Consider the following 18,729-nt stretch of genomic DNA (forward strand, 5'->3'; position numbering starts at 1 on the left):
AGCCTGGGTAGGAGTCGCTTCAGGTTCGAGTGCGGCCTGGCAGATGGAGATGGGGCGGGATGGTCAAGCCGACGGACGTCGTGACGAGCGCGCAGGCATCGGGGGCGGTGGGTGAGCAGCAGCTTCGCCAGCTGCTGGCCGGGCTGACGTCCGTGCGTGATGGTGATTTCGGCACCCGGTTGCCCGATGAGGCCGAGGGGCTGCTGGGAGAGATCGCGACCGTCTTCAACGGGATGGTCGATCAGCTCTCGCTGTTCACGTCGGAGGTGACCCGCGTCGCCCGCGAGGTCGGCACCGAGGGAACCCTGGGCGGCCAGGCCGTCGTCCCGGGAGTGTCCGGGACGTGGGCCGACCTGACGGACTCCGTCAACGCGATGGCGGGCAACCTCACCACCCAGGTCCGGGACATCGCACAGGTCGCCACCGCCGTCGCGCGCGGTGACCTCTCGCAGAAGATCGACGTTGCGGCCCGCGGGGAGATCCTCGAGCTGAAGGACACGGTCAACACCATGGTGGACCAGCTGTCCTCCTTCGCGGACGAGGTCACCCGCGTGGCCCGCGAGGTCGGCAGCGAAGGACGACTGGGAGGCCAGGCCGAAGTACCCGGCGTGGCCGGCGTCTGGCGGGACCTCACGGATTCCGTGAACTTCATGGCCGGAAACCTGACCGACCAGGTACGCAACATCGCCCAGGTGACCACGGCGGTGGCCAAGGGCGACCTGTCGCAGAAGATCGCTGTGGACGCCCGCGGCGAGATCCTGGAACTGAAGAACACCATCAACACGATGGTCGACCAGCTCTCCGCGTTCGCCGACGAGGTCACGCGCATGGCGCGGGAAGTGGGTACCGACGGCCGGCTCGGCGGTCAGGCGGACGTCAAGGGCGTCTCCGGCACCTGGCGCGACCTGACCGACTCGGTGAACTTCATGGCCGGGAACCTGACCGCGCAGGTGCGGTCGATCGCCGAGGTCGCGACCGCGGTGGCCCAGGGCGACCTCTCGCAGAAGATCCGTGTCGACGCCCGGGGCGAGATCCTCGAGCTGAAGACGACCATCAACACGATGGTCGACCAGCTCTCCGCCTTCGCCGACGAGGTCACCCGCGTCGCCCGCGAGGTCGGCACCGACGGCCGGCTCGGCGGTCAGGCGGACGTCAAGGGCGTCTCCGGCACCTGGCGCGACCTGACCGACTCCGTGAACTTCATGGCCGACAACCTGACCGCGCAGGTGCGGTCGATCGCCGAGGTCACCACCGCCGTGGCCCAGGGCGACCTGACGCAGAAGATCCGGGTGGACGCCCGCGGGGAGATCCTGGAGCTGAAGGAGACCATCAACACGATGGTCGACCAGCTCTCCGCCTTCGCCGACGAGGTCACCCGTGTCGCGCGCGAGGTGGGCACCGAGGGCAACCTGGGCGGCCAGGCCACCGTGCGGGGGGTCTCGGGCACCTGGAAGGACCTCACCGACAACGTCAACGTGATGGCCTCCAACCTGACCGGCCAGGTCCGCTCCATCGCCCAGGTGGCCACCGCCGTGGCGCGCGGCGACCTCTCGCAGAAGATCGTGGTGGAGGCCAAGGGCGAAGTCGCCGCGCTGGCCGGGGTCATCAACACGATGGTCGACACGCTGTCCGCGTTCGCCGACGAGGTCACCCGCGTCGCCCGCGAGGTCGGCACCGAGGGCCGGCTCGGCGGCCAGGCACAGGTCCCCAACGTGGCCGGCACCTGGAAGGACCTCACCGACAACGTCAACTCCATGGCGAACAACCTCACCGGCCAGGTCCGCAACATCGCCCTCGTCACGACGGCCGTCGCCAACGGCGACCTGTCCAAGAAGATCGACGTGGACGCCCGCGGCGAGATCCTGGAGCTGAAGACCACCATCAACACGATGGTCGACCAGCTCTCCGCCTTCGCCGCCGAGGTCACCCGCGTCGCCCGCGAGGTCGGCAGCGAGGGCCGGCTCGGCGGCCAGGCCGAGGTCGAGGGCGTATCGGGCACCTGGAAGCGCCTGACCGAGAACGTCAACGAGCTGGCCGGCAACCTGACCCGCCAGGTCCGGGCCATCGCCGAGGTCGCCAGCGCCGTCGCCGAAGGCGACCTGACCCGCTCCATCACCGTCGACGCCTCGGGCGAGGTCGCCGAACTCAAGGACAACATCAACTCCATGGTCGGCTCGCTGCGCGAGACGACTCGGGCCAACCAGGAACAGGACTGGCTCAAGTCCAACCTGGCGCAGATCTCCGGCCTGATGCAGGGCCACCGGGACCTGGAGGTCGTCGCCGAACTCGTCATGGACGAGCTGGTCCCGCTGGTCGAAGCCAGCTACGGCGCCTTCTACCTCGCCGAGGAGGCAGACGGTGAGACCTGGCTCGCCCTGATCGGGTCGTTCGGCCGGCCCATCGACAGCCCGGCCGCGCAGCGCGTGCGCAACGGGGAGACCCTGGTGGGCCAGGCGGTCCGCAGCCGTCGCATCCTCAGCACCGACAACGTGCCGGCCGGGTACCTGATCTCCTCCGGGCTGGGCGCCGCTGCTCCCGCCAACCTCATCGTGCTGCCCATCATCGTCGAGGACCAGGTCCTCGGCGTCATCGAGCTCGCCTCTTTCCAGCCGTTCACGCCCGTGCACCGCGACTTCCTGAGCCGTCTGATGGAGACGGTGGGCGTCAACGTCAGCACCATCGTCGCCAACGCCCGCACCGACGAACTCCTCGGCGAGTCCCAGCGGCTCACCGGCGAGCTGCAGGCCCGCTCGGAACAGCTGCAGGTCCAGCAGGACGAGCTGCAGCGGTCCAACGCCGAGCTCGAGGAGAAGGCGGCCCTGCTCGCCACCCAGAACCGCGACATCGAGACGAAGAACCTGGAGATCGAGCAGGCGCGCCAAGAACTCGAGGACCGCGCGCAGCAGCTGTCCCTGGCGTCGAAGTACAAGTCGGAGTTCCTGGCCAACATGAGCCACGAGCTGCGCACGCCACTCAACAGCCTGCTCATCCTCGCCCAGCTCCTCGCTCAGAACCCGGGCCGCAACCTGACCCCGAAGCAGGTCGAGTACGCCGGCATCATCCACTCCGCCGGTTCTGACCTGCTCCAGCTCATCAACGACATCCTGGACCTGTCCAAGGTCGAAGCAGGGAAGATGGACGTCAACCTGGAGCGGGTGTCGCTCAAGAAGCTCCTCGACTACGTGGAGGCCTCCTTCCGCCCGCTGACGACCCAGAAGGGCCTCGATTTCGACATCACGACCTCGCCGGGCGTGCCCGTGGACCTGCTCACCGACGACGCCCGGCTCCAGCAGATCCTGCGCAACCTGCTGTCCAACGCGGTGAAGTTCACCGAGCGCGGCCGGGTGCAGGTACGGATCGAGCCGGCGAACGCCGCAGAGCTCCCCGAGGAGCTGGCGCGCTCCGGATCGGTCGTGGCGTTCAAGGTCGACGACACGGGCATCGGGATCGCCGAGGAGCAGCTGGAGGTGATCTTCGCCGCGTTCCAGCAGGCTGACGGCACGACCAGCCGCAAGTTCGGCGGGACGGGCCTGGGGCTCTCCATCACCCGCGAGATCGCCCGACTCCTCGGCGGCATCGTCACGGCGACCAGCACACCGGGCGTCGGATCGACGTTCACGCTGTACCTGCCGGTCACGGGCGCGGGCTCCTCCGACCACGGTGCCGGGGCGCCCGCCCTGGAGGGGAGCACCGACGGTGACGAGAAGTCGGACGGCGGCAGCGCGGATCCCGCGGCCGACAGCCATCCCCGACGGCTGCTGGTGATCGAGGAACGCGCCAACGGTCTTCTGAGTCTCGTCGCCGAAAGCGCCGCCTCGGACGTGACCGCCGGGCGGGCCGCTTCGGACCTGGCCGAGCAGGTGGAGGTCGTGACGGCGCTGACCTCCGGGGACGCGGCCACGATGCTCGCCCAGTCACCGTTCCACTGCGTGGTGCTCGAACTGGACGCCAAGGGCGAAGCACTGCGTTTCCTTCGCGCCCTCTCGGGAGACACGGCTCTGGCTTCTCTGCCGGTTCTCGCGCACGCCAATCGGCGCATGGCGGCGGACGTGCACGAGGAGGTCGCCCGGCTCGCCAATGGGCACCACCTGGAAGTACTCAGCAGCCTGGACGAACTCAGGGAACGGATCGCTCTGCACCTGTCGGTCGAGCGTCTGCGAGACGTCCTTCCGCTGGTCCGGCCCGAGGGCGACCAGGTCGCGGATCACCCCCACGTCGACGCGAGCCTCGCGGACAAGTCCGTTCTGGTCGTCGACGACGATCCGCGCAATCTCTACGCCATCAGCGGCATTCTCGAGTTGCACGGCATCCGGGTCCTGCACGCGGAGAACGGCCGCAAGGGCATCGAGACCCTGACGAGCACTCCCGGCATCGACCTGATCCTGATGGACGTCATGATGCCCGAACTCGACGGTTACGCGGCCACGGAAGAGATCAGGGGCATGCCCGAATACGCCGGGCTTCCCATCATCTCGGTCACGGCGAAGGCCATGCCCGGAGACCGGGAGAAGAGCATCGCCTCCGGATCGAGCGACTACATCACCAAGCCCGTCGACGCGAACGATCTCGTCGCCCTACTCCGTCAGTGGCTCCTGCCCAAGGACGCCGCAGGAGCCTCCCGTGTCTGATCCCACCGCCCGTGACAGCAACGGCGTCGAAAAGCCCCTCGGCGTGCTCCGGGCATCGACCCGACAGGAGCGCCAGGGTGGGCCGGCGGCTTCCCACACGGCGCAGCCCGGCGAGGTGGGTCGCTTGGCCGCGACGGTCGAGCGGCTGCGCCAAGAGGCCCTCCAGGCTCAGGAAGCCGCCGACGGACGTGCGCTGATCGAGCTGGCCAAGGGCATCCTCGTGGGGCGTCTGGGATGCGGACCCGGTGAGGCCTCCCGTCAGCTCACCAAGCTGGCTGAACAGGCGAACACCCCCGTCCTCGCCCTGGCGATCGACATCATCAACGAGTCCTCGCGCGACCGCGTCAGCGAGGTCGCGCAGGAGTTCCTGAAGGCTGCCGACGGTGAGCCCGCAACCGCCGGCGAGACGGCACCGGCGGTTCGGCTGCGGGCCGTCGAAAGCCGCATGCTCGCCGCCACCGACGCGCAAGCCGTCGCCGCCGCCCTGCTGGAGAACGCGCTCGCGGCTCTGGGCGCCAACGGGGTCGCCATCTGGTCCGTGGGGCCGGACTCCTCACTCACTCTGGCAGGCCAGGCGGGGTTCACGGCGGAAGACGCCGACCGCTGGAGGTACGTGCCACCGGAGGTGTCCACGTGCGCCCGACTGGCGGTGAGGAGCCGAGACCTGACGGTCGTGGACTGTCTCGCCGATTCGGGCATCCCCACCATCGGCCGGCGCCAGCACCCGGAGGGCGGACGTGTCATGGTCCCCGCCGGGACCGGCGGACGCATCCTCGGCGTACTGGAGATGAGCTGGCCGGGGTCTCTCCCGCCGCAGTCGGCCCCCCTCCTGCGCCAGCTGGAAGCCCTGGCCGAACTGTGCGCCCACACCCTGGAAGAACAGGGCCCCAGCACCGCACTCGTGGCCCCCGACGCGGCACATCACGCGGGCGTGGCGGAACTGACGGACCTGGCAGAGCAGTTGGACGACCCGGTGCTGGTCCTCACCCCCAGCCTGGATCGGACCGGACAGCTGGCCGACTTCCGCATCCACCACGCCAACGTCCGCTTCGCCGACCCCGCCGGACGCCCCAGCTCGATGGTGACCGGCACCCACTTCCTGGAGGCCTATCCCATGGCCGCCGAGGACAGCGGGCTCTTCTCCATGCTGGAACGCGTGTACGCCACGGGGGAACCCTGCCAAGCACCGCGCACCCCGTTGACGGCCATCGTCGACGAGGTCCCGCTCACCACGGTCGCCGACGTCAGGATCAGCCGGCACGGTTCGGCCCTGCTCCTGATCTGGAAGATCGAGGACGAGACCGCTCGGCTCGCCGCCCTGCTCCAGCACGCGCAGCGCCTGGGCCGTGTCGGCGGTTTCGAGGAGCACAGCACCACGGGTGAGATCAGCTGGAACGGACAGCTCTTCGCCTTGTTCGGGATGCCGCCGACGGCCTCCCCGGTCCCCCTGCGGGAACTGACCAGCCGCGTCCACCCCCATGACGTCAACTCGGTCGGCCGATTCCTGCGAACCCTCCTGTACAACCTGCGGGAGTCCTCGGTCGATTTCAGGCTCCACCGCGCCGACGGCATCGTCCGTCACATCCGCATGGTGGCGGAGCCCGTTCTGGACAACCACGGGCATCTGCTCTCCGTGCGGGGGGCCTGCCAGGACATCTCCTCCCAGCATTGGACCGAGGTCGCGCTGGCGGCCACCCGAGACCAGCTGGCCGACAGCGAAGCCGAGTCCGCGGACCGCACCAAGCTCGCCCTGCAACTCCAACAGGCCATCATGCCGCCCGCACCGGCCCCGTTGGAGGTCCCCGGCATCCGCATCGCCGTACGCTACCGCCCGGCCGAATCGCAGTCCCTCGTCGGTGGCGACTGGTACGACTCCGTGGTCCTGCCGGACAACAAGATCCTCATCAGCGTCGGTGACGTGGCCGGTCACGGCATCCAAGCGGCCACCGGCATGGTCATCCTCCGCAACGCCCTGCGAGGCCTGGCCGTCACCGGCGCCGGCCCTGCGCAACTGCTCACCTGGCTGAACAGGGTTGCCCACCACCTCACCGGCAACCTCACCGCAACCGCCGTCTGCGGGATCTACGACCCGGCCACCCGCACCCTGCGCTGGGCCCGCGCCGGCCACCTGCCGCCCGTCCTCGTCAGACGGACGCACGCCCGTCCCTTCCCGCTGACCTCGGGCCTCCTCCTCGGAGCGCTGCCCGACGTGGACTTCGAGGAGGAAGAAGTGCAGCTGGAGTCCGAGGACATCCTCCTCATGTACACCGACGGCCTCGTCGAGCGCCGGGACGTCTCCGTCACGGACTCCCTCTCGCAGCTCATCGCCGTGGCCTCCCGGCCCACAGACTCGCTCGAAAGTCGTCTCGACAACCTGCTGACCTACAGCGCTTCCGACACCGATGACGACACCTGCCTCATTGGCATACAGGTGCGTTGACCATCTCGGGGGCGTACGGCTCGCAGGTGCCGGCACCCTGGGGCGGGACAACCCCGGGGTGCGCGATTCTGTCGGTCAGGGCCCGTCCCCATTGCGCGCGCCTCCGCCGATAAGACCGCATATCGCGCGATATCTTCCCTTTCCAGCCGGTTCGCAAGGTCTCCGGCCGTGGCGTCTGTCTGGAAAAGAGGTCAGCGTGTCCCCCGGCTGATCGAGAAGATCACCCGGCGCGACCCGTTCAGCGGAAAGGTCGTCACCGGCGGCGTCGTGACGGTACGGGACTCCAGCTGGCTCCTGCGCTGGACCGTCAACCGGCAGCCGCACTTCAAACAGCAACCCGCGGACCAGATCGTCGTCTGGCTGTACGGACTGTTCACCGAGCGCCCCGGCGACTACGTCAAGAAGCCCATGCAGGACTGCACCGGGGAGGAGATCACCCAGGAGTGGCTCTACCACCTCGGCGTGCCCCTGGACGAGATCGGCGAACTGGCGGCGACCGGCGCCCGCTGCGTTCCGGTGATGATGCCGTACGTCACCTCGTTCTTCCTGCCCCGCCGAGCCGGCGACCGCCCCGCCGTGGTCCCCGAGAAGGCCGTGAACTTCGCGTTCATCGGACAGTTCGCCGAGACCACCCGGGACACGATCTTCACCACCGAGTACTCGGTCCGCACCGGCATGGAAGCCGCCTACCAGCTGCTCGGCATCGAACGCGGTGTACCGGAGGTCTTCGGCTCCACCTACGACGTACGCACCCTGCTCGACGCCGCCCACCGGCTGCGGGACGGGGAGCCGCTCGGCGTGCCCGGACCCGAGGCCGTACGCAAGCACCTGCTGGCCAAGCTGGACTCCACCGAGATCGGCCGGCTGCTCACGGAGTCCGGACTCCTTCCCGCCACCCGGTAACACCGCCCGTGCCGCTGTCCGCCCGGAGGGATTCCGAGCGGACAGCGTTCGGTCCACCGTCCCGTCGCCGTCGCAGCCACCGCACTGACCTGCCGGCCGGCGCCGGGGTCCGGCCTCAGTCCCGCAGGTGGTGCCAGTGGGCGCCCGAGGGCAGGTGCGGGGACAGGGAACAGGCACGCTGCCACATGCCTTGCGCCTGCTGGTCAGGACGCTGCTGCTCCCCGTGCAGGGCGTTGAGGACGAGCAGGCCGCCGGTGACCGCCGGTACCAGCCACTGGGCGTAGGACAGCTGGCGTTCCGCCTTGTTGATGTCGAAGGCAGCAGCTGCCTCTTCCGCGTCCTGCGGGTCCTGCGAGGAGGCGAGTTCGATCTTCTTGCCCAGCATCCGGGCGTAGGCGGTGGCGGCCAGGGCGACGCCGGTCAGCACCGTTTTGGCCACGGTGGAGGCGGCCACCCCTTGCTGGGTGGCGACCCGGGACGCGTTCGCGGCGAGCAGCCCGCTGCCGCCGACCAGGTGCGCGCCGATCGCGACCGCGCTGACCGGGGTCCACTTGGCCCAGCCGGCGCTGGCGATCCGCGCGTTGTCACGCCAGCTGTCGCTATGGCCCTTGGCGGCGCCGTTGAGGCCCACCGCACCCATCAAAGATCCGCCGAACCAGGCGGCCAGGCCCACATCGTGCAGACTGCGCAAGACGGTGTTGCGTTCCGACATGACACTCCTCGACAGGACGCGGCGCATGCCGGCGGACGTGCCGGCACCGCAGCCACCGTCGCCCGCCCCCGCGCGCGCCGCCATACCGGCTGCTCCGAACGGCCGTGAGAGAGGTGAGGTCGGGCTGCGGTTTGGCGCTGCTACCAGGGGAGCTCCGCGCAGATGGTCTTGCCACCTGCCGGGACCGGCTTGATCCGAATGTGGGTGGCGAGCCGCTTGATCATGAACCACCCCCACCCGCCGGTCCCGTCCGATCCGGGAGTCCGCGGTCGCGGAGACTGTGGGCTGTGGTCGGTGACACAGACGTCGATCGAGCCCTCGAGCAGTTCAAGGTGCAGGGCGCAGGGGCCGACGGCGTGCCGGATCGCGTTGGCGACGAGCTCGGACACCACCAGGAGCACGTTGTCCATGCTCGCGTCCTTGGCGGGGGCCCGCAGGCGGGCCGCCCGGGTCAGGAAGGCGCGGGTGGCGTCACGGGCTGCCGCCACAGGTCGGTCCATGCGGGACAGGGGCTGATCAAGAACGACTGCACTCACCTTTTCCTCCTTCCGTCCCTGTGGCTTGTATGTCGCACATGCCCAGTATCGCGAGCGAGAACCGGGAGACGGCTTGCCGGCCCGGGAGCAGAAGGGAGCCAGGTGACGGCCACGACACCACCGGAGAAATGCCTGCCTGGGGCCGCTCCCCAGCGGGGGCGAGATACGTGGATCAGGCGGCGCGGCGAGTGCAGAGCGCGAGGTCGTCGGCCTAGGGCCGGCGTGGATGAGGTCGTCGGCCCGCCGCCGGACTTTTGGGAGCCGCGTCTGCGCGCCGGTGCTCACCGGATATGGGGCGCCGGCCGCACTGGGCGAAGGCAGGCTCCGCCGCGGCCGGCGTCCGGGGTCAGGAGCCGTCGTAGTGGTCGCGGCTGCCGGACTTGGCCAGCCCGCGGCTGATCATGTAGCCGACGGTGAGGATCACGATGTACAGCCACGCGGTGTCGGCACGGAAGTAGTCGCGGTGTCCCTCTTCGGTGCCGACCACCATCGACGCGATCAGCACCGCGACGACGGCCGCGATGTAGACGAAGAATTCCGTCGTCTTCAGGGCCGACTTCGTCTCGGTCGACAATCGCCGTGTCCCGTGTCCGGAAACGTCCGTGTCGCTCGCGCGGTGACCGGGGGTGCCGATCGGATTTCCAGTGGCCATGGCAGGTGTCCAATCCGTTGTGCGAAGTGCGTAGTGCACTTCACGGGTCGGGATCACGCCAAGATCGACGCTGTCCTAACGGGCGACTACCCCGAAGCGGAAGATTAAACATCGGCCACACATGACCGCCCAACGCGTTCTGCGACGGTCCTGCCCACGCTGTCCCTGCCGTCCGGAGGGTCATATCCCTCCGCGGGCGGAGCGGCTGTCGAACGCCGACATCGGGGCGCGCGCGACCACCTGGGTACCGGCACGGTGAAGGACCACGTCAGCGCGATCCTCACGAAGCTGCGGGTGACGAGCCGGGTGCAGGCCGCGCTGCTGGCGCAGCGGGCCGGACTGCTCGACAAAAGGCCCAGGGCCGGTTTCCGGTACCGTCACTCGCCGCTGCCGTCCTCGTCCTCGTCGTCAGGGGGCGGGCTGGTGGTGGGCTGCGTGATCGGCCAGTGCCTCGGCGGCGCCGGCGTAGAGGGTGAAGACGGCGTCCGTGCCGGTGACGGTCAGGAGCCGCATGGGCTGAGCGGGGACGGCCGCCAGGGCGAGGCTGCCGTCGGCGGCCGCGGCGTGGCGGCGCAGGCGGAGCAGGGTGTTGAGGCCGGAGGAGTCGCAGAAGGTGACATGCGACATGTCCAGGACCAGGTGAGGGTGCGTGGTGAGGAGGGTGGTGGCCTGCTCGCACAGCAACGGGGCGGTGTAAATGTCCAGCGCGCCGACGACGGCGGCGATGGCCAGGCCGTCGCGGGTCTCGCGCAGGACCAGGTGTGGTTGCGGGTCACTGGTCACCGGGGGGCCTCCTGCCCTCGCCCGGCGCGCTGTCGCCGACCGCAGGGACGCCGGCGAGAGCCGCCGCCCGCTCGGTGGCCTGTGGGGTGGGGCCGAGCCATTCGCAGAACAGGACGGTGGCATCGTCCTGGAGGTGGCCGTCGTGGTGCTCGAGGACGGCGTGGATGAGACGGCGCAGGGTTTCGGGCACGGGCAGGCGGTCGGCGTGGTGGCGGATGAGGAAGTCGGTGAACCGGTCCAGGCCGAATTCCTCGTTGCCGGTCCGGCGGGCTTCGGTGATGCCGTCGGTGTAGAGCACGAGGCGGTCGCCGGGTTCCAGCTGGTGGCGACACAGGCTGACGGGGAGGCCGAGGTCGGTGCCCATGGGGTGGGCGGGCGGGCAGTCCAGCAGGGTGCTCCAGCGGCCGCCGCGGATGATGAGCGGGGGGTGGTGGCCGCGGTTGACCCAGGTCAGGACGCCGGTGCGGGTGTCGAGGTCGGCGAGGATGCCGGTGGCGTAGCGGTCCCGGCCGTACTGTTCGAGGAGTACGTCCTCGATCCGTTCGCTGGTCTCCACCAGGCCCGCGCCTTGGCGGCGGGCGTTGCGGCAGGTGCCCATCGCCAGGTTCGCGGTCAGTCCGGCGGCCGTGTCGTGGCCCATCGCGTCGAACAGCGAAAGGTGCACCACAGGCCCGGCGATCGCGTAGTCGAAGGCGTCGCCGCTGATCTCATAGGCGGGTTCCATCGCGGCGGAGATCACCACCCGTCCGTCCGCGTACGTGGGCGGCGGCATCAGGTGCCACTGCATTTCGGCAGCGATGTTCAGCGGCCGGGTACGGGTCAGCCGCGCGTGGGTGTCACTGCTGCGCCGCTTGCTGTCGAGGAGCAGGGCGATCAGGGCCGACAGCAGCTCCATGTCCTCCCGGGCCCGCGGGTCGTCCAGGCTGGTGATGATCCGCAAGATGCCCACACGCTCGGTGCCGTCCACCAAAGGCACCCACCAGCAGCCGCCGCCCTGGTCCGTGTCGGCGCCGGGGAGGATCTGCCCGTACTGGAACGCGCGCCCCGCCATGGTGCCCTCGATCTTCAGCTCGGTCTCCTCACCGACCGCCGCGCCGGGGTCGCCGTCCTCGCCCGGCACCAGGCGCATCACATCGCCCTGGAGATCCACCAGATAGATCAGCACCTGAGTGAAGCCGACCTCCGCCGCGTGCTCGGCCACCTTCGCCGGCAGGAGCTCCAGCGGCATCAGATGGCTCGCCGACAACAAACCCGCCAGCATGCGCCGCCCCTGTGCGTCACGCTCCCAGTCGCTCACGCAGAACCTCCGGTTTTCGGCCCGCGCCGACACACGGCCCAACGCCGACACACAGGTGCCCGCACTCCCCACTCTCCTCCTGAGCCGCCGATTCCGACAGGCAAGCCGCGCAGGGCCCAGCCGGACTCCCCGACCGCCCCGGAAACGCCGACATCCCACCACCGGGGCCCCACCCCCGCCGAAACCCCACCCTCCGCGTGTTGGACTTCATTCCACGGCGCCGACCGCTAGCGTCTTGATCCCATAAGTCCGGCATCTCTCGTCCGCGTCGGGTCGGCTACCGCCGTGATGCTGCGGTTGTCAGCCCTGCACGTGTTGGCAGGACCCTCGGGAAGGCGCCTACGTGAGTCCCAACGGCTGTGACCGCTCTCCCCACGGTTCGCTGCGCAGGCCCCTGCGGGTACTGGCCGCGAGCCTGGTCCTGGCGACCGCTTCGGGTTGCGAGTACAACTGGGAGGACTTCCCGCGGCTCGGGATGCCGACCCCGGTCACGGAAGAGGCACCGCGGATCCTGTCTCTGTGGCAGGGTTCGTGGGCTGCCGCGCTCGTCGTCGGCGTGCTGGTGTGGGGTCTGATCATCTGGGCGGTCATCTTCCACCGGCGCACCAGGACGAAGGTCGAGATCCCCCCGCAGACCCGGTACAACATGCCCATCGAGGCGCTGTACACGGTGGTTCCGCTGATCATCGTCGCGGTTCTCTTCTACTTCACCGCACGGGACGAGGCCAAGCTCCTCGAACTCTCCCGGAAGCCCGCTCACACCATCAACGTGGTCGGCTTCCAGTGGAGCTGGGGTTTCAACTACATCGAGAACGTGGACGGCGCCACCGAGACGGGCGACGCGAAGGCCGCTGGGCAGTTGCAGATCGTTCCGGACCGGCACATGCAAGCCTTCCCCGCTGGGGCCGAGGGAGTCTACGACGTCGGGGTCCCGGGCACGCGCAACCCGCAGACCGGTAACCCCGGCCCTACCCTGTGGCTGCCCAAGGGCGAGAAGGTCCGGTTCATCCTGACGTCCAGGGACGTCATCCACTCCTTCTGGGTGCTGCCGTTCCTGATGAAGCAGGATGTCTTCCCCGGCCACAACGTCAACGTCTTCGAGGTGACCCCCAGCCGAGAGGGCACCTTCAGGGGCAAGTGCGCCGAGCTCTGCGGCGTCGACCACTCCCGCATGCTCTTCAACGCCAAAGTCGTCTCACCTGAACGCTACCGACAGCACCTGAGGCAGCTGGCCGCCGAGGGCAAGCGCGGCTACGTCCCCGCGGGCATCCAGATCACCGACCCGGCCAGGAACGCGGAGTCACACCTCCTCTGAGCACACCGACGGCGACGGCACCGGGTGCGGATTGCGAGCCGCTTGACGTTCCCGACGGGTACGTGCTGCCGAATGTTTCGGAGCGTGTCAGCGTTGAATGCACAGCCCTCCTTCGCGTGAGGAGTGACGCCATGGGCGGTACGCAGGACAAACGGCCGTGGTCCGGTAAGGGGCCCGACGAGGTGCAGCCGGGGTCGGAAGTGCCGGCAGGGCAGGACCCTGCTCATCCCCGGCAGCCGGTCCAACGCAGGAGCAAGGACAGCGAAGTCCCGCGCCGCCGCGAGGAGGACATGCTCGGCGAGGATGACGCCCTTGGCGGCTACGACGAGCTGTGACAGCGATCCGTGGCTACGAAGCTCCGGCTTCTGGGCCGTGCCAGTCGAGGCAGAGGACGGTGGCGTCGTCTCTCGGCGGGCGGCCGTCGTAGGCGTCGGTGACGGCGCCCACGAGCGCGCGCACGACCTCGCGCGGGTGTTCGGCTGCGGTCTTGCGCAGCAGGCCGGGCAGGTCGACGGCTTCGGCTTCGCGCTCCTGCATGCCGTCGGTGTGGAGCAGGAGGCGGTCTCCGGGGCGCAGGTCGAGGTTTTGGACCTGGTAGCGGCCTCGGTGGTGGACGACACCGAAGGGCATGTTCACGGACACGCGCAGTTCGGTGACCTCCCCGTCGCGCAGCAGGTAGGGCCAGGGGTGGCCGGCGTTGACGAGTTGGGCGCCGGTGCCGTCGAAGGCGATGCGCAGGAGTTGGCCGGTGGCGAAGGTCCGGTTGCCGTGCTCGATGAGGGCCTGGTGGATCTGGCGGGCCTGCTCGGCCAGGTCTTCGCCGGCGCGGCGCGCGCCGCGGGACGCGTTGACCAGGAGGGTGGCCATCAGGGAGGCGCTCGTGTCGTGCCCCATGGCGTCGGTGATCGACAGGTGAAGGGTGTGGGTGTCGCAGCTGTAGTCGTAGGTGTCGCCGGCGATCGTGGCGGCCGGGACCAAGGCGCCGGCGAGCGTGAACTGAGGGGCGTCACAGGAGGGGGCCGTGGGCAGGAGCTGCCGCTGGATCTCCGCGGCGAGGCTGACGGCGGTGGTGCGGTTGCCCCAGTGGTAGAGGTCGGTGAAGCGGCGGTCGGTGACGATGATGTACGCCAGCGCGTGCGCGGCGTCCTCCACCTGCCGCAGGACGTCGTCCGTGACTTCGGTGAGGAAGAGCTCCAGGACGCCGATGGTGTCGCCGCGGTTCGTCACCGGCGCGAGCACCCGTTGTCCCTGCCCGCCGTCCCGTGCCAGCACCAGGCGCTGATTGCGCAGGACGTCATCGTAGACACTGCTGCCGGACAGCGGCACCTGCTTCGCGCGGTCGTCCTTCTGATCGCTCAGCACGCTGTCGTGGACCCGCAGCAGACGCCGACCGACGACGTCGACGAACAGGAACGACACGTACCGGGCCCCGAACCGGTCGCGCAGGCTGCGCGCCACAACGTCGAGGGAGTCCACCGGCGCGGCGCTCTCGGCCGCCGACAGGACCTGGGCCAGTCCGATTCGACCATCCACAGCATCAGCCTCCAGGGTTGCGGGTTTCCTTCCCGCGAAACGACGGAATCGCCACCGGGATACCTTCGTACGCTGAAGGCCGATCGGATGCGGGGACGGCCGCACTGTCCGAAATCAGCCGCCCCCTCCTTCCGCGTCGGCGCCCCCGCGGCTCGTATGCCGGCCGGGCAGGTGTGGGGGTCATGGGGCAGGGGACAGTACGTGCCCGCGGGGCATGGCTTCTGCTTCGATGGGCCCGCGAGGGGTGACGGTCAGTCCTGTACGCGACCTGCTGCGGCGTGCTCCTCCACGACCTTGGCGAGCCGGGCGAGCATGCTGCGGTGGCGTAGCTGGATCAATGCGTCTACTGCGGCGTTGTGGAACGTGCCGCCGATACCCCGCAGAGGGTGCTCGTCCACGATGACCAGGGCTTCCTCGCCCCAAGGGCGGACTTCGATCGCCACTCGGGCCGTGCCCAGGGGGCCGCTGTCGACTTCGAGTTCCAGTTCCGCGGGCGCGTCGACGCGTCGCACGACGGTGGTGCCCGCCACGGTCCATGGTCCGATCCGCACGGTGTACTCGAGCGCGGCTCCCAGCTCGGGCCACACGCCGCGGGCGGCGCGCGAGTCACTGGTCCCCACCACCCAGTCGGCGTAGCGGGAAGTGTCGGCGAGTACCGCCCACACCTGGCCTGGCGTGGCGTGTATCAGGTGGTGTCGTACGGCCATGGTTGTCCTCCTGGACGAAGGTGAGAGTGCCGGTCCGGCCCGGCGCGTGCCTTGGTGTCGGAGGCTGCGCCGCCGGGTCCGAGGAGGCCGGTGGCCGGCAGGGGTTCGTCCCCGCGGGCCGCGAGGACCCGTCGGGAGTAGTGGACGACGAGCGGGGGCAGGAACGCGCGGGCCGCTTGCGCGCCGCGCAGCCATGGCGGGGCGTACACATGAGCCGAGCGGCGTTCGATGCCCCGGACCATGGCGTCGGCGTAGGAGGCGGGGTCCTGGCTGACGGAGGCCGGCCACGGCAGGCGCGCACGCAGTGTCTGGAAGACCGCGGTCTGGTCCGCATGACGGATCAACGTGGTGTCGGCCCAGTTCAGGTAGGCGATGCCGACATCGACACCGCGGTGGGTGACCTCGGCGCGCAGGGCGTGGGCGAAGGCTTCGGCTCCGGATTTGGAGGCGCAGTACGCGGTGAGGAGCGGGGTGGGTGCGAGAGCCGTGAGGGAGGCGACCTGGAGGTAGTAGCCGTGGTTGCGGAGCAGGTCGGGGAGGAAGCAGCGTGCGGTCAGGGCGCTGCCGACGATGTTGACCTCGATGACGCGCCGCCAGTCTGCTGGATCGCAGTCCAGGAGCGGCCCGCCGATCGCGACGCCGGCGTTCGCGACGACCACGGAGGGCGTGCCCAGCGTGCCGCGGACGGATTCGGCGGCGGCGGCAAGGGCGTTCGGGTCGGTTACGTCGACCGTCCAGGGGGCCGCTGGTCCGGGGAGGTCCGCTGCCAGCCGGCGCAGCCGCTCCCCTTCCAGTCCGAGCAGGGCCACCTTGGCGCCGCGCCGGGATAGGGCGTAGGCCAGGCTCTCGCCGATGCCCCGAGCGGCGCCGGTGACCACGGCGACGCGGCCCGGCAAGGGGCTTCGGATACGGCGGGAGCGGAAGCTCATGCCGTGCCCCTGCCCGCCCGCACGGGTTCCACGCCGGGCACGGGCCGCTGCGCGGAGGCGTTCGCGGGTCGAAGCCGGGTAGGCGACCCCTCGACAGCCCGTGGTGCCGATCACGTCGACTACGACGCAGCGGCGGCTCAAGCGGGCGGAACGAGGAATTTCGATGGGAACACTCCAAGGTCTGCGGTCCCACAGCGGGCACCTGGGCGCGATGGCGGGTTTCGCCGGATACGCAGCCGCCTGGTCCGTGCTGCAGCGCCGGATCGGACGGCCCCGGCCGGCCACGCCGGGGCCCTGGGACCTCGTTCTCACCGCCACCGCCACCTTCAGGCTCAGCCGACTGATCGCCAAAGCCACGGTGACGCGGCCTGTTCGCGCCCCGTTCACACACGTGGATGGTGCCGGCGCCCCCGCAGAGCTCAATGAGACCCCCCGCGAGGAACCCGGTCGGGAGACGGTGGGTGAGCTGATCAGCTGCCCGTTCTGCCTGAGCGTGTGGATCGTGGCGACCTTCACCGGCGCCCGCGCCATCTGGCCGGAAGCCACCCGCACGGTGACCGGCGCCCTGACCGCTCTGACCGTTTCGGACGCCTTGCAGTTCGGGCATTCGGCCCTCGCGAAGGATCACTGACCGCCGGCCGGACCGGCTCGAGGGGAACCTTGATATTCAGTGGCGGAGCCAGTGGATCCACTCCACGATGTGATCATGGACTCGGGCGAGTATGACAACGAAGCAGCGGTGACTCGGTGGACCCCCTCCACCATCTACCCCGACATGTGGGTCGACCCGGATGACGACCCGCGCGAGACCGAAGCCGGGACGGTCGACGAACGCGGCACGCTGCTGGAGGCGATGCGCTACTTCCGTCTCACCATCGAGATGAAGTGTGCGGGCCTGGACGCCGAGCAGCTGGCCCGCCGCTCCGTGCCCCCGTCCACGATGTCCCTGCTCGGGCTGGTGCGGCACATGGCCGAGGACGAGCGGCACTTGCGCCGGATGGCCGGCGAGGACCTGCCCAGGATCTACCGGACCGCTGAAGACCGCGACGCCGACTGGAACGGCGCGAGCGCCGACCCGGCGGTCGTGGAGGACGCCTGGCGGCAGTGGCGAGCCGAGAGCGCGGTGACCGACCGTTTCATCGCCGGTTTCGCCGATCTCGGCACGCGAACCGGGGAGGCGCCCCTTCGCGAGATCCTGGTGGCGCAGATCGCCGAGTACGCCCGGCACTGCGGCCACGCCGACCTCCTGCGCGAGCGGATCGACGGCCGAGTAGGCCAGTGATCAGCGGGGCCGGTGGGGGGAACGGCACGGTCATGGGCCGTCAGCGCGGTCTCCACCGGGGACCGGGTGGGCCAGCACCGTGGGACCGGTCGGCTCAGGTCAGGTTCAGTCCTCCGTCGAGCACGATGACCTCGCCGGTGAGGTAGGTGTGGGCGATCACTGATGCCACGAGGTCGGCCACATCGGCGGGTTGAGCCGGGCGGCGCATGGGCGCGCGATCCCGCCACACCTCGTGCACCCGGGGCCAGTCCTTCGTCATCGGCGTGTCCACCAGCCCCGGAGCGACCGCGTTGACCCGCACGTCCGGCCCGAGTGCAGCCGCGAGCAGCCGGGTCACGTGGTTCAGCGCGGCCTTGCCGGCTGCGTACGGCACCGACGATCCCTTGGGGCGCACCCCGGCATGGCTGGTGATGTTCACGATGCTGCCTCCCCCGGGGGCTCGGCGCAGCGCCGGAAGTGCCGTCGTGCACAGCACCCAGGGTGCGATGAGGTTGACTTCCAGCAGCTGCCGCCAGTCCGCCGGCGTCGCGGCGGCCAGGTCGTCGTGCGGGATGGGCCAGCTGATGCCGGCGTTGTTGACGAGCACGTCCAGCCGCCCGAACCGGCCGAGCGCCTCCTCGACCAGTCCCCGGGCTTCGTCCTCGACCGCCAGATCCGCCTGCACGTAAGCCCCGCCGAGTTCCGCTGCCAGCGCCTGTCCGGCCTCCGTACTGCGCCGCGAGTGGACGACGACATACATCCCGTCGGCGGCCAGCCTCCGCGCGACGGCCTCCCCGATCCCCGACGTGGACCCGCTGACCAGGGCGACGGGCCGATCCGCTTGTTGCATCCTCATGCCGACGGATCCTGCCACGGACTCGAGCAGGGATACGTCGTGTGGCCATCGCCGGCCCTCCCGCGCCCTTGGCCCGGCGCGGGGCGGCGGGGCGGCGGGGCGGTAGAACGGCGCCGTTTCCGCCGTCGTTCAGTACTGTACGGAGCGGCCGTTCCGTACCGTGCGGAACGCCGGAAG

General features: G+C 69.9%; 16 protein-coding genes and 1 pseudogene. 8 read left to right on the forward strand and 9 right to left on the reverse strand.

The window, feature by feature from the left end:
* Positions 1–59 precede the first annotated feature (59 nt).
* From BGK67_RS02880 to BGK67_RS02890, 3 genes are all read left to right on the forward strand, one after another.
* A complete protein-coding gene (locus tag BGK67_RS02880) occupies positions 60–4,628 on the forward strand; it encodes a HAMP domain-containing protein (RefSeq protein ID WP_069918404.1) in 4,569 nt (1,522 codons plus the stop codon).
* Positions 4,621–7,068, forward strand: coding sequence for a SpoIIE family protein phosphatase (locus BGK67_RS02885; RefSeq protein ID WP_069918405.1), 2,448 nt, complete (start codon positions 4,621–4,623; stop codon positions 7,066–7,068). The genes BGK67_RS02880 and BGK67_RS02885 overlap by 8 nt, the downstream gene beginning before the upstream one ends.
* Before the next feature lie 168 nt (positions 7,069–7,236).
* Positions 7,237–7,971: an oleate hydratase gene (locus BGK67_RS02890; protein ID WP_244291120.1), complete on the forward strand. Its 735-nt coding sequence runs from the start codon at positions 7,237–7,239 to the stop codon at positions 7,969–7,971.
* Between the two features lie 115 nt (positions 7,972–8,086).
* Here BGK67_RS02890 and BGK67_RS02895 read toward each other — a convergent pair whose 3' ends face one another.
* The 3 genes from BGK67_RS02895 to BGK67_RS02905 form a co-directional block, all read right to left on the reverse strand.
* On the reverse strand, positions 8,087–8,683 hold the full coding sequence (locus BGK67_RS02895; protein WP_069918406.1) for a hypothetical protein: 597 nt from the start codon (positions 8,681–8,683) through the stop codon (positions 8,087–8,089).
* Between the two features lie 140 nt (positions 8,684–8,823).
* Positions 8,824–9,219 (reverse strand): ATP-binding protein, encoded by a 396-nt coding sequence (locus tag BGK67_RS02900; protein ID WP_244291121.1) that lies wholly within the window; start codon positions 9,217–9,219, stop codon positions 8,824–8,826.
* A gap of 346 nt (positions 9,220–9,565) precedes the next feature.
* Positions 9,566–9,793 carry a hypothetical protein gene (locus BGK67_RS02905; RefSeq protein ID WP_244291122.1) on the reverse strand — a complete coding sequence of 76 codons (228 nt, stop codon included), beginning with the start codon at positions 9,791–9,793 and terminating at the stop codon, positions 9,566–9,568.
* Between the two features lie 274 nt (positions 9,794–10,067).
* Between BGK67_RS02905 and BGK67_RS39815 the strand changes: the two are divergent.
* Positions 10,068–10,231, forward strand: a pseudogene (locus tag BGK67_RS39815) (response regulator transcription factor); the annotation flags it as partial.
* A 48-nt stretch (positions 10,232–10,279) separates the two neighbouring features.
* Here BGK67_RS39815 and BGK67_RS02910 read toward each other — a convergent pair.
* Complete coding sequence (locus tag BGK67_RS02910) at positions 10,280–10,654, reverse strand: STAS domain-containing protein (protein WP_069918408.1); 375 nt, start codon at positions 10,652–10,654, stop codon at positions 10,280–10,282.
* Positions 10,644–11,915 carry a PP2C family protein-serine/threonine phosphatase gene (locus BGK67_RS02915; RefSeq protein WP_069923581.1) on the reverse strand — a complete coding sequence of 424 codons (1,272 nt, stop codon included), beginning with the start codon at positions 11,913–11,915 and terminating at the stop codon, positions 10,644–10,646. Before BGK67_RS02915 ends, BGK67_RS02910 begins: the two co-directional genes overlap by 11 nt.
* A 379-nt stretch (positions 11,916–12,294) precedes the next feature.
* On the opposite strand from BGK67_RS02915, the gene ctaC reads away from it, so the two are divergent.
* The gene (gene ctaC, locus BGK67_RS02920) at positions 12,295–13,266 is read left to right on the forward strand and encodes an aa3-type cytochrome oxidase subunit II (RefSeq protein ID WP_069918409.1); all 972 of its coding nucleotides are present in this window, start codon (positions 12,295–12,297) and stop codon (positions 13,264–13,266) included.
* A 131-nt stretch (positions 13,267–13,397) separates the two neighbouring features.
* On the forward strand, positions 13,398–13,601 hold the full coding sequence (locus tag BGK67_RS02925; protein ID WP_069918410.1) for a hypothetical protein: 204 nt from the start codon (positions 13,398–13,400) through the stop codon (positions 13,599–13,601).
* Positions 13,602–13,614: 13 nt separating this feature from the next.
* Here BGK67_RS02925 and BGK67_RS02930 read toward each other — a convergent pair whose 3' ends face one another.
* The 3 genes from BGK67_RS02930 to BGK67_RS02940 all read right to left on the reverse strand — a co-directional run bounded on the left by BGK67_RS02930 (position 13,615) and on the right by BGK67_RS02940 (position 16,435).
* Complete coding sequence (locus BGK67_RS02930) at positions 13,615–14,799, reverse strand: PP2C family protein-serine/threonine phosphatase (protein WP_107488753.1); 1,185 nt, start codon at positions 14,797–14,799, stop codon at positions 13,615–13,617.
* 251 nt (positions 14,800–15,050) lie between these two features.
* Positions 15,051–15,506: an SRPBCC family protein gene (locus BGK67_RS02935; protein WP_069918411.1), complete on the reverse strand. Its 456-nt coding sequence runs from the start codon at positions 15,504–15,506 to the stop codon at positions 15,051–15,053.
* Positions 15,485–16,435: an SDR family oxidoreductase gene (locus BGK67_RS02940; protein ID WP_069918412.1), complete on the reverse strand. Its 951-nt coding sequence runs from the start codon at positions 16,433–16,435 to the stop codon at positions 15,485–15,487. Before BGK67_RS02940 ends, BGK67_RS02935 begins: the two co-directional genes overlap by 22 nt.
* A gap of 163 nt (positions 16,436–16,598) precedes the next feature.
* Between BGK67_RS02940 and BGK67_RS02945 the strand changes: the two genes are divergently transcribed.
* Both BGK67_RS02945 and BGK67_RS02950 read left to right on the forward strand, forming a co-directional pair.
* A complete protein-coding gene (locus BGK67_RS02945; RefSeq protein WP_079153971.1) occupies positions 16,599–17,066 on the forward strand; it encodes a DUF1360 domain-containing protein in 468 nt (155 codons plus the stop codon).
* Between the two features lie 75 nt (positions 17,067–17,141).
* Positions 17,142–17,717 (forward strand): DinB family protein, encoded by a 576-nt coding sequence (locus BGK67_RS02950; protein ID WP_069923584.1) that lies wholly within the window; start codon positions 17,142–17,144, stop codon positions 17,715–17,717.
* Between the two features lie 94 nt (positions 17,718–17,811).
* On the opposite strand, the gene BGK67_RS02955 is transcribed toward BGK67_RS02950, so the two are convergent.
* The gene (locus tag BGK67_RS02955; protein WP_069918413.1) at positions 17,812–18,552 is read right to left on the reverse strand and encodes an SDR family NAD(P)-dependent oxidoreductase; all 741 of its coding nucleotides are present in this window, start codon (positions 18,550–18,552) and stop codon (positions 17,812–17,814) included.
* Between the last annotated feature and the right edge of the window lie 177 nt (positions 18,553–18,729).

Origin of the sequence: Streptomyces subrutilus (genome assembly GCF_001746425.1) — a bacterium.
GTDB classification, from domain to species: Bacteria; Actinomycetota; Actinomycetes; order Streptomycetales; family Streptomycetaceae; genus Streptomyces; species Streptomyces subrutilus_A.

Bases quoted from the DNA above. Each gene is read 5' to 3' on its own strand.
- BGK67_RS02925 (WP_069918410.1), top strand. From the start codon at position 13,398: ATGGGCGGTACGCAGGACAAACGGCCGTGGTCCGGTAAGGGGCCCGAC.
- BGK67_RS02945 (WP_079153971.1), top strand. From the start codon at position 16,599: ATGGGAACACTCCAAGGTCTGCGGTCCCACAGCGGGCACCTGGGCGCG.
- BGK67_RS02880 (WP_069918404.1), top strand. From the start codon at position 60: ATGGTCAAGCCGACGGACGTCGTGACGAGCGCGCAGGCATCGGGGGCG.
- BGK67_RS02915 (WP_069923581.1), bottom strand. From the start codon at position 11,915: ATGCTGGCGGGTTTGTTGTCGGCGAGCCATCTGATGCCGCTGGAGCTC.
- BGK67_RS02895 (WP_069918406.1), bottom strand. From the start codon at position 8,683: ATGTCGGAACGCAACACCGTCTTGCGCAGTCTGCACGATGTGGGCCTG.
- BGK67_RS02940 (WP_069918412.1), bottom strand. From the start codon at position 16,435: ATGAGCTTCCGCTCCCGCCGTATCCGAAGCCCCTTGCCGGGCCGCGTC.
- BGK67_RS02955 (WP_069918413.1), bottom strand. From the start codon at position 18,552: ATGAGGATGCAACAAGCGGATCGGCCCGTCGCCCTGGTCAGCGGGTCC.
- BGK67_RS02950 (WP_069923584.1), top strand. From the start codon at position 17,142: ATGGACTCGGGCGAGTATGACAACGAAGCAGCGGTGACTCGGTGGACC.
- BGK67_RS02935 (WP_069918411.1), bottom strand. From the start codon at position 15,506: ATGGCCGTACGACACCACCTGATACACGCCACGCCAGGCCAGGTGTGG.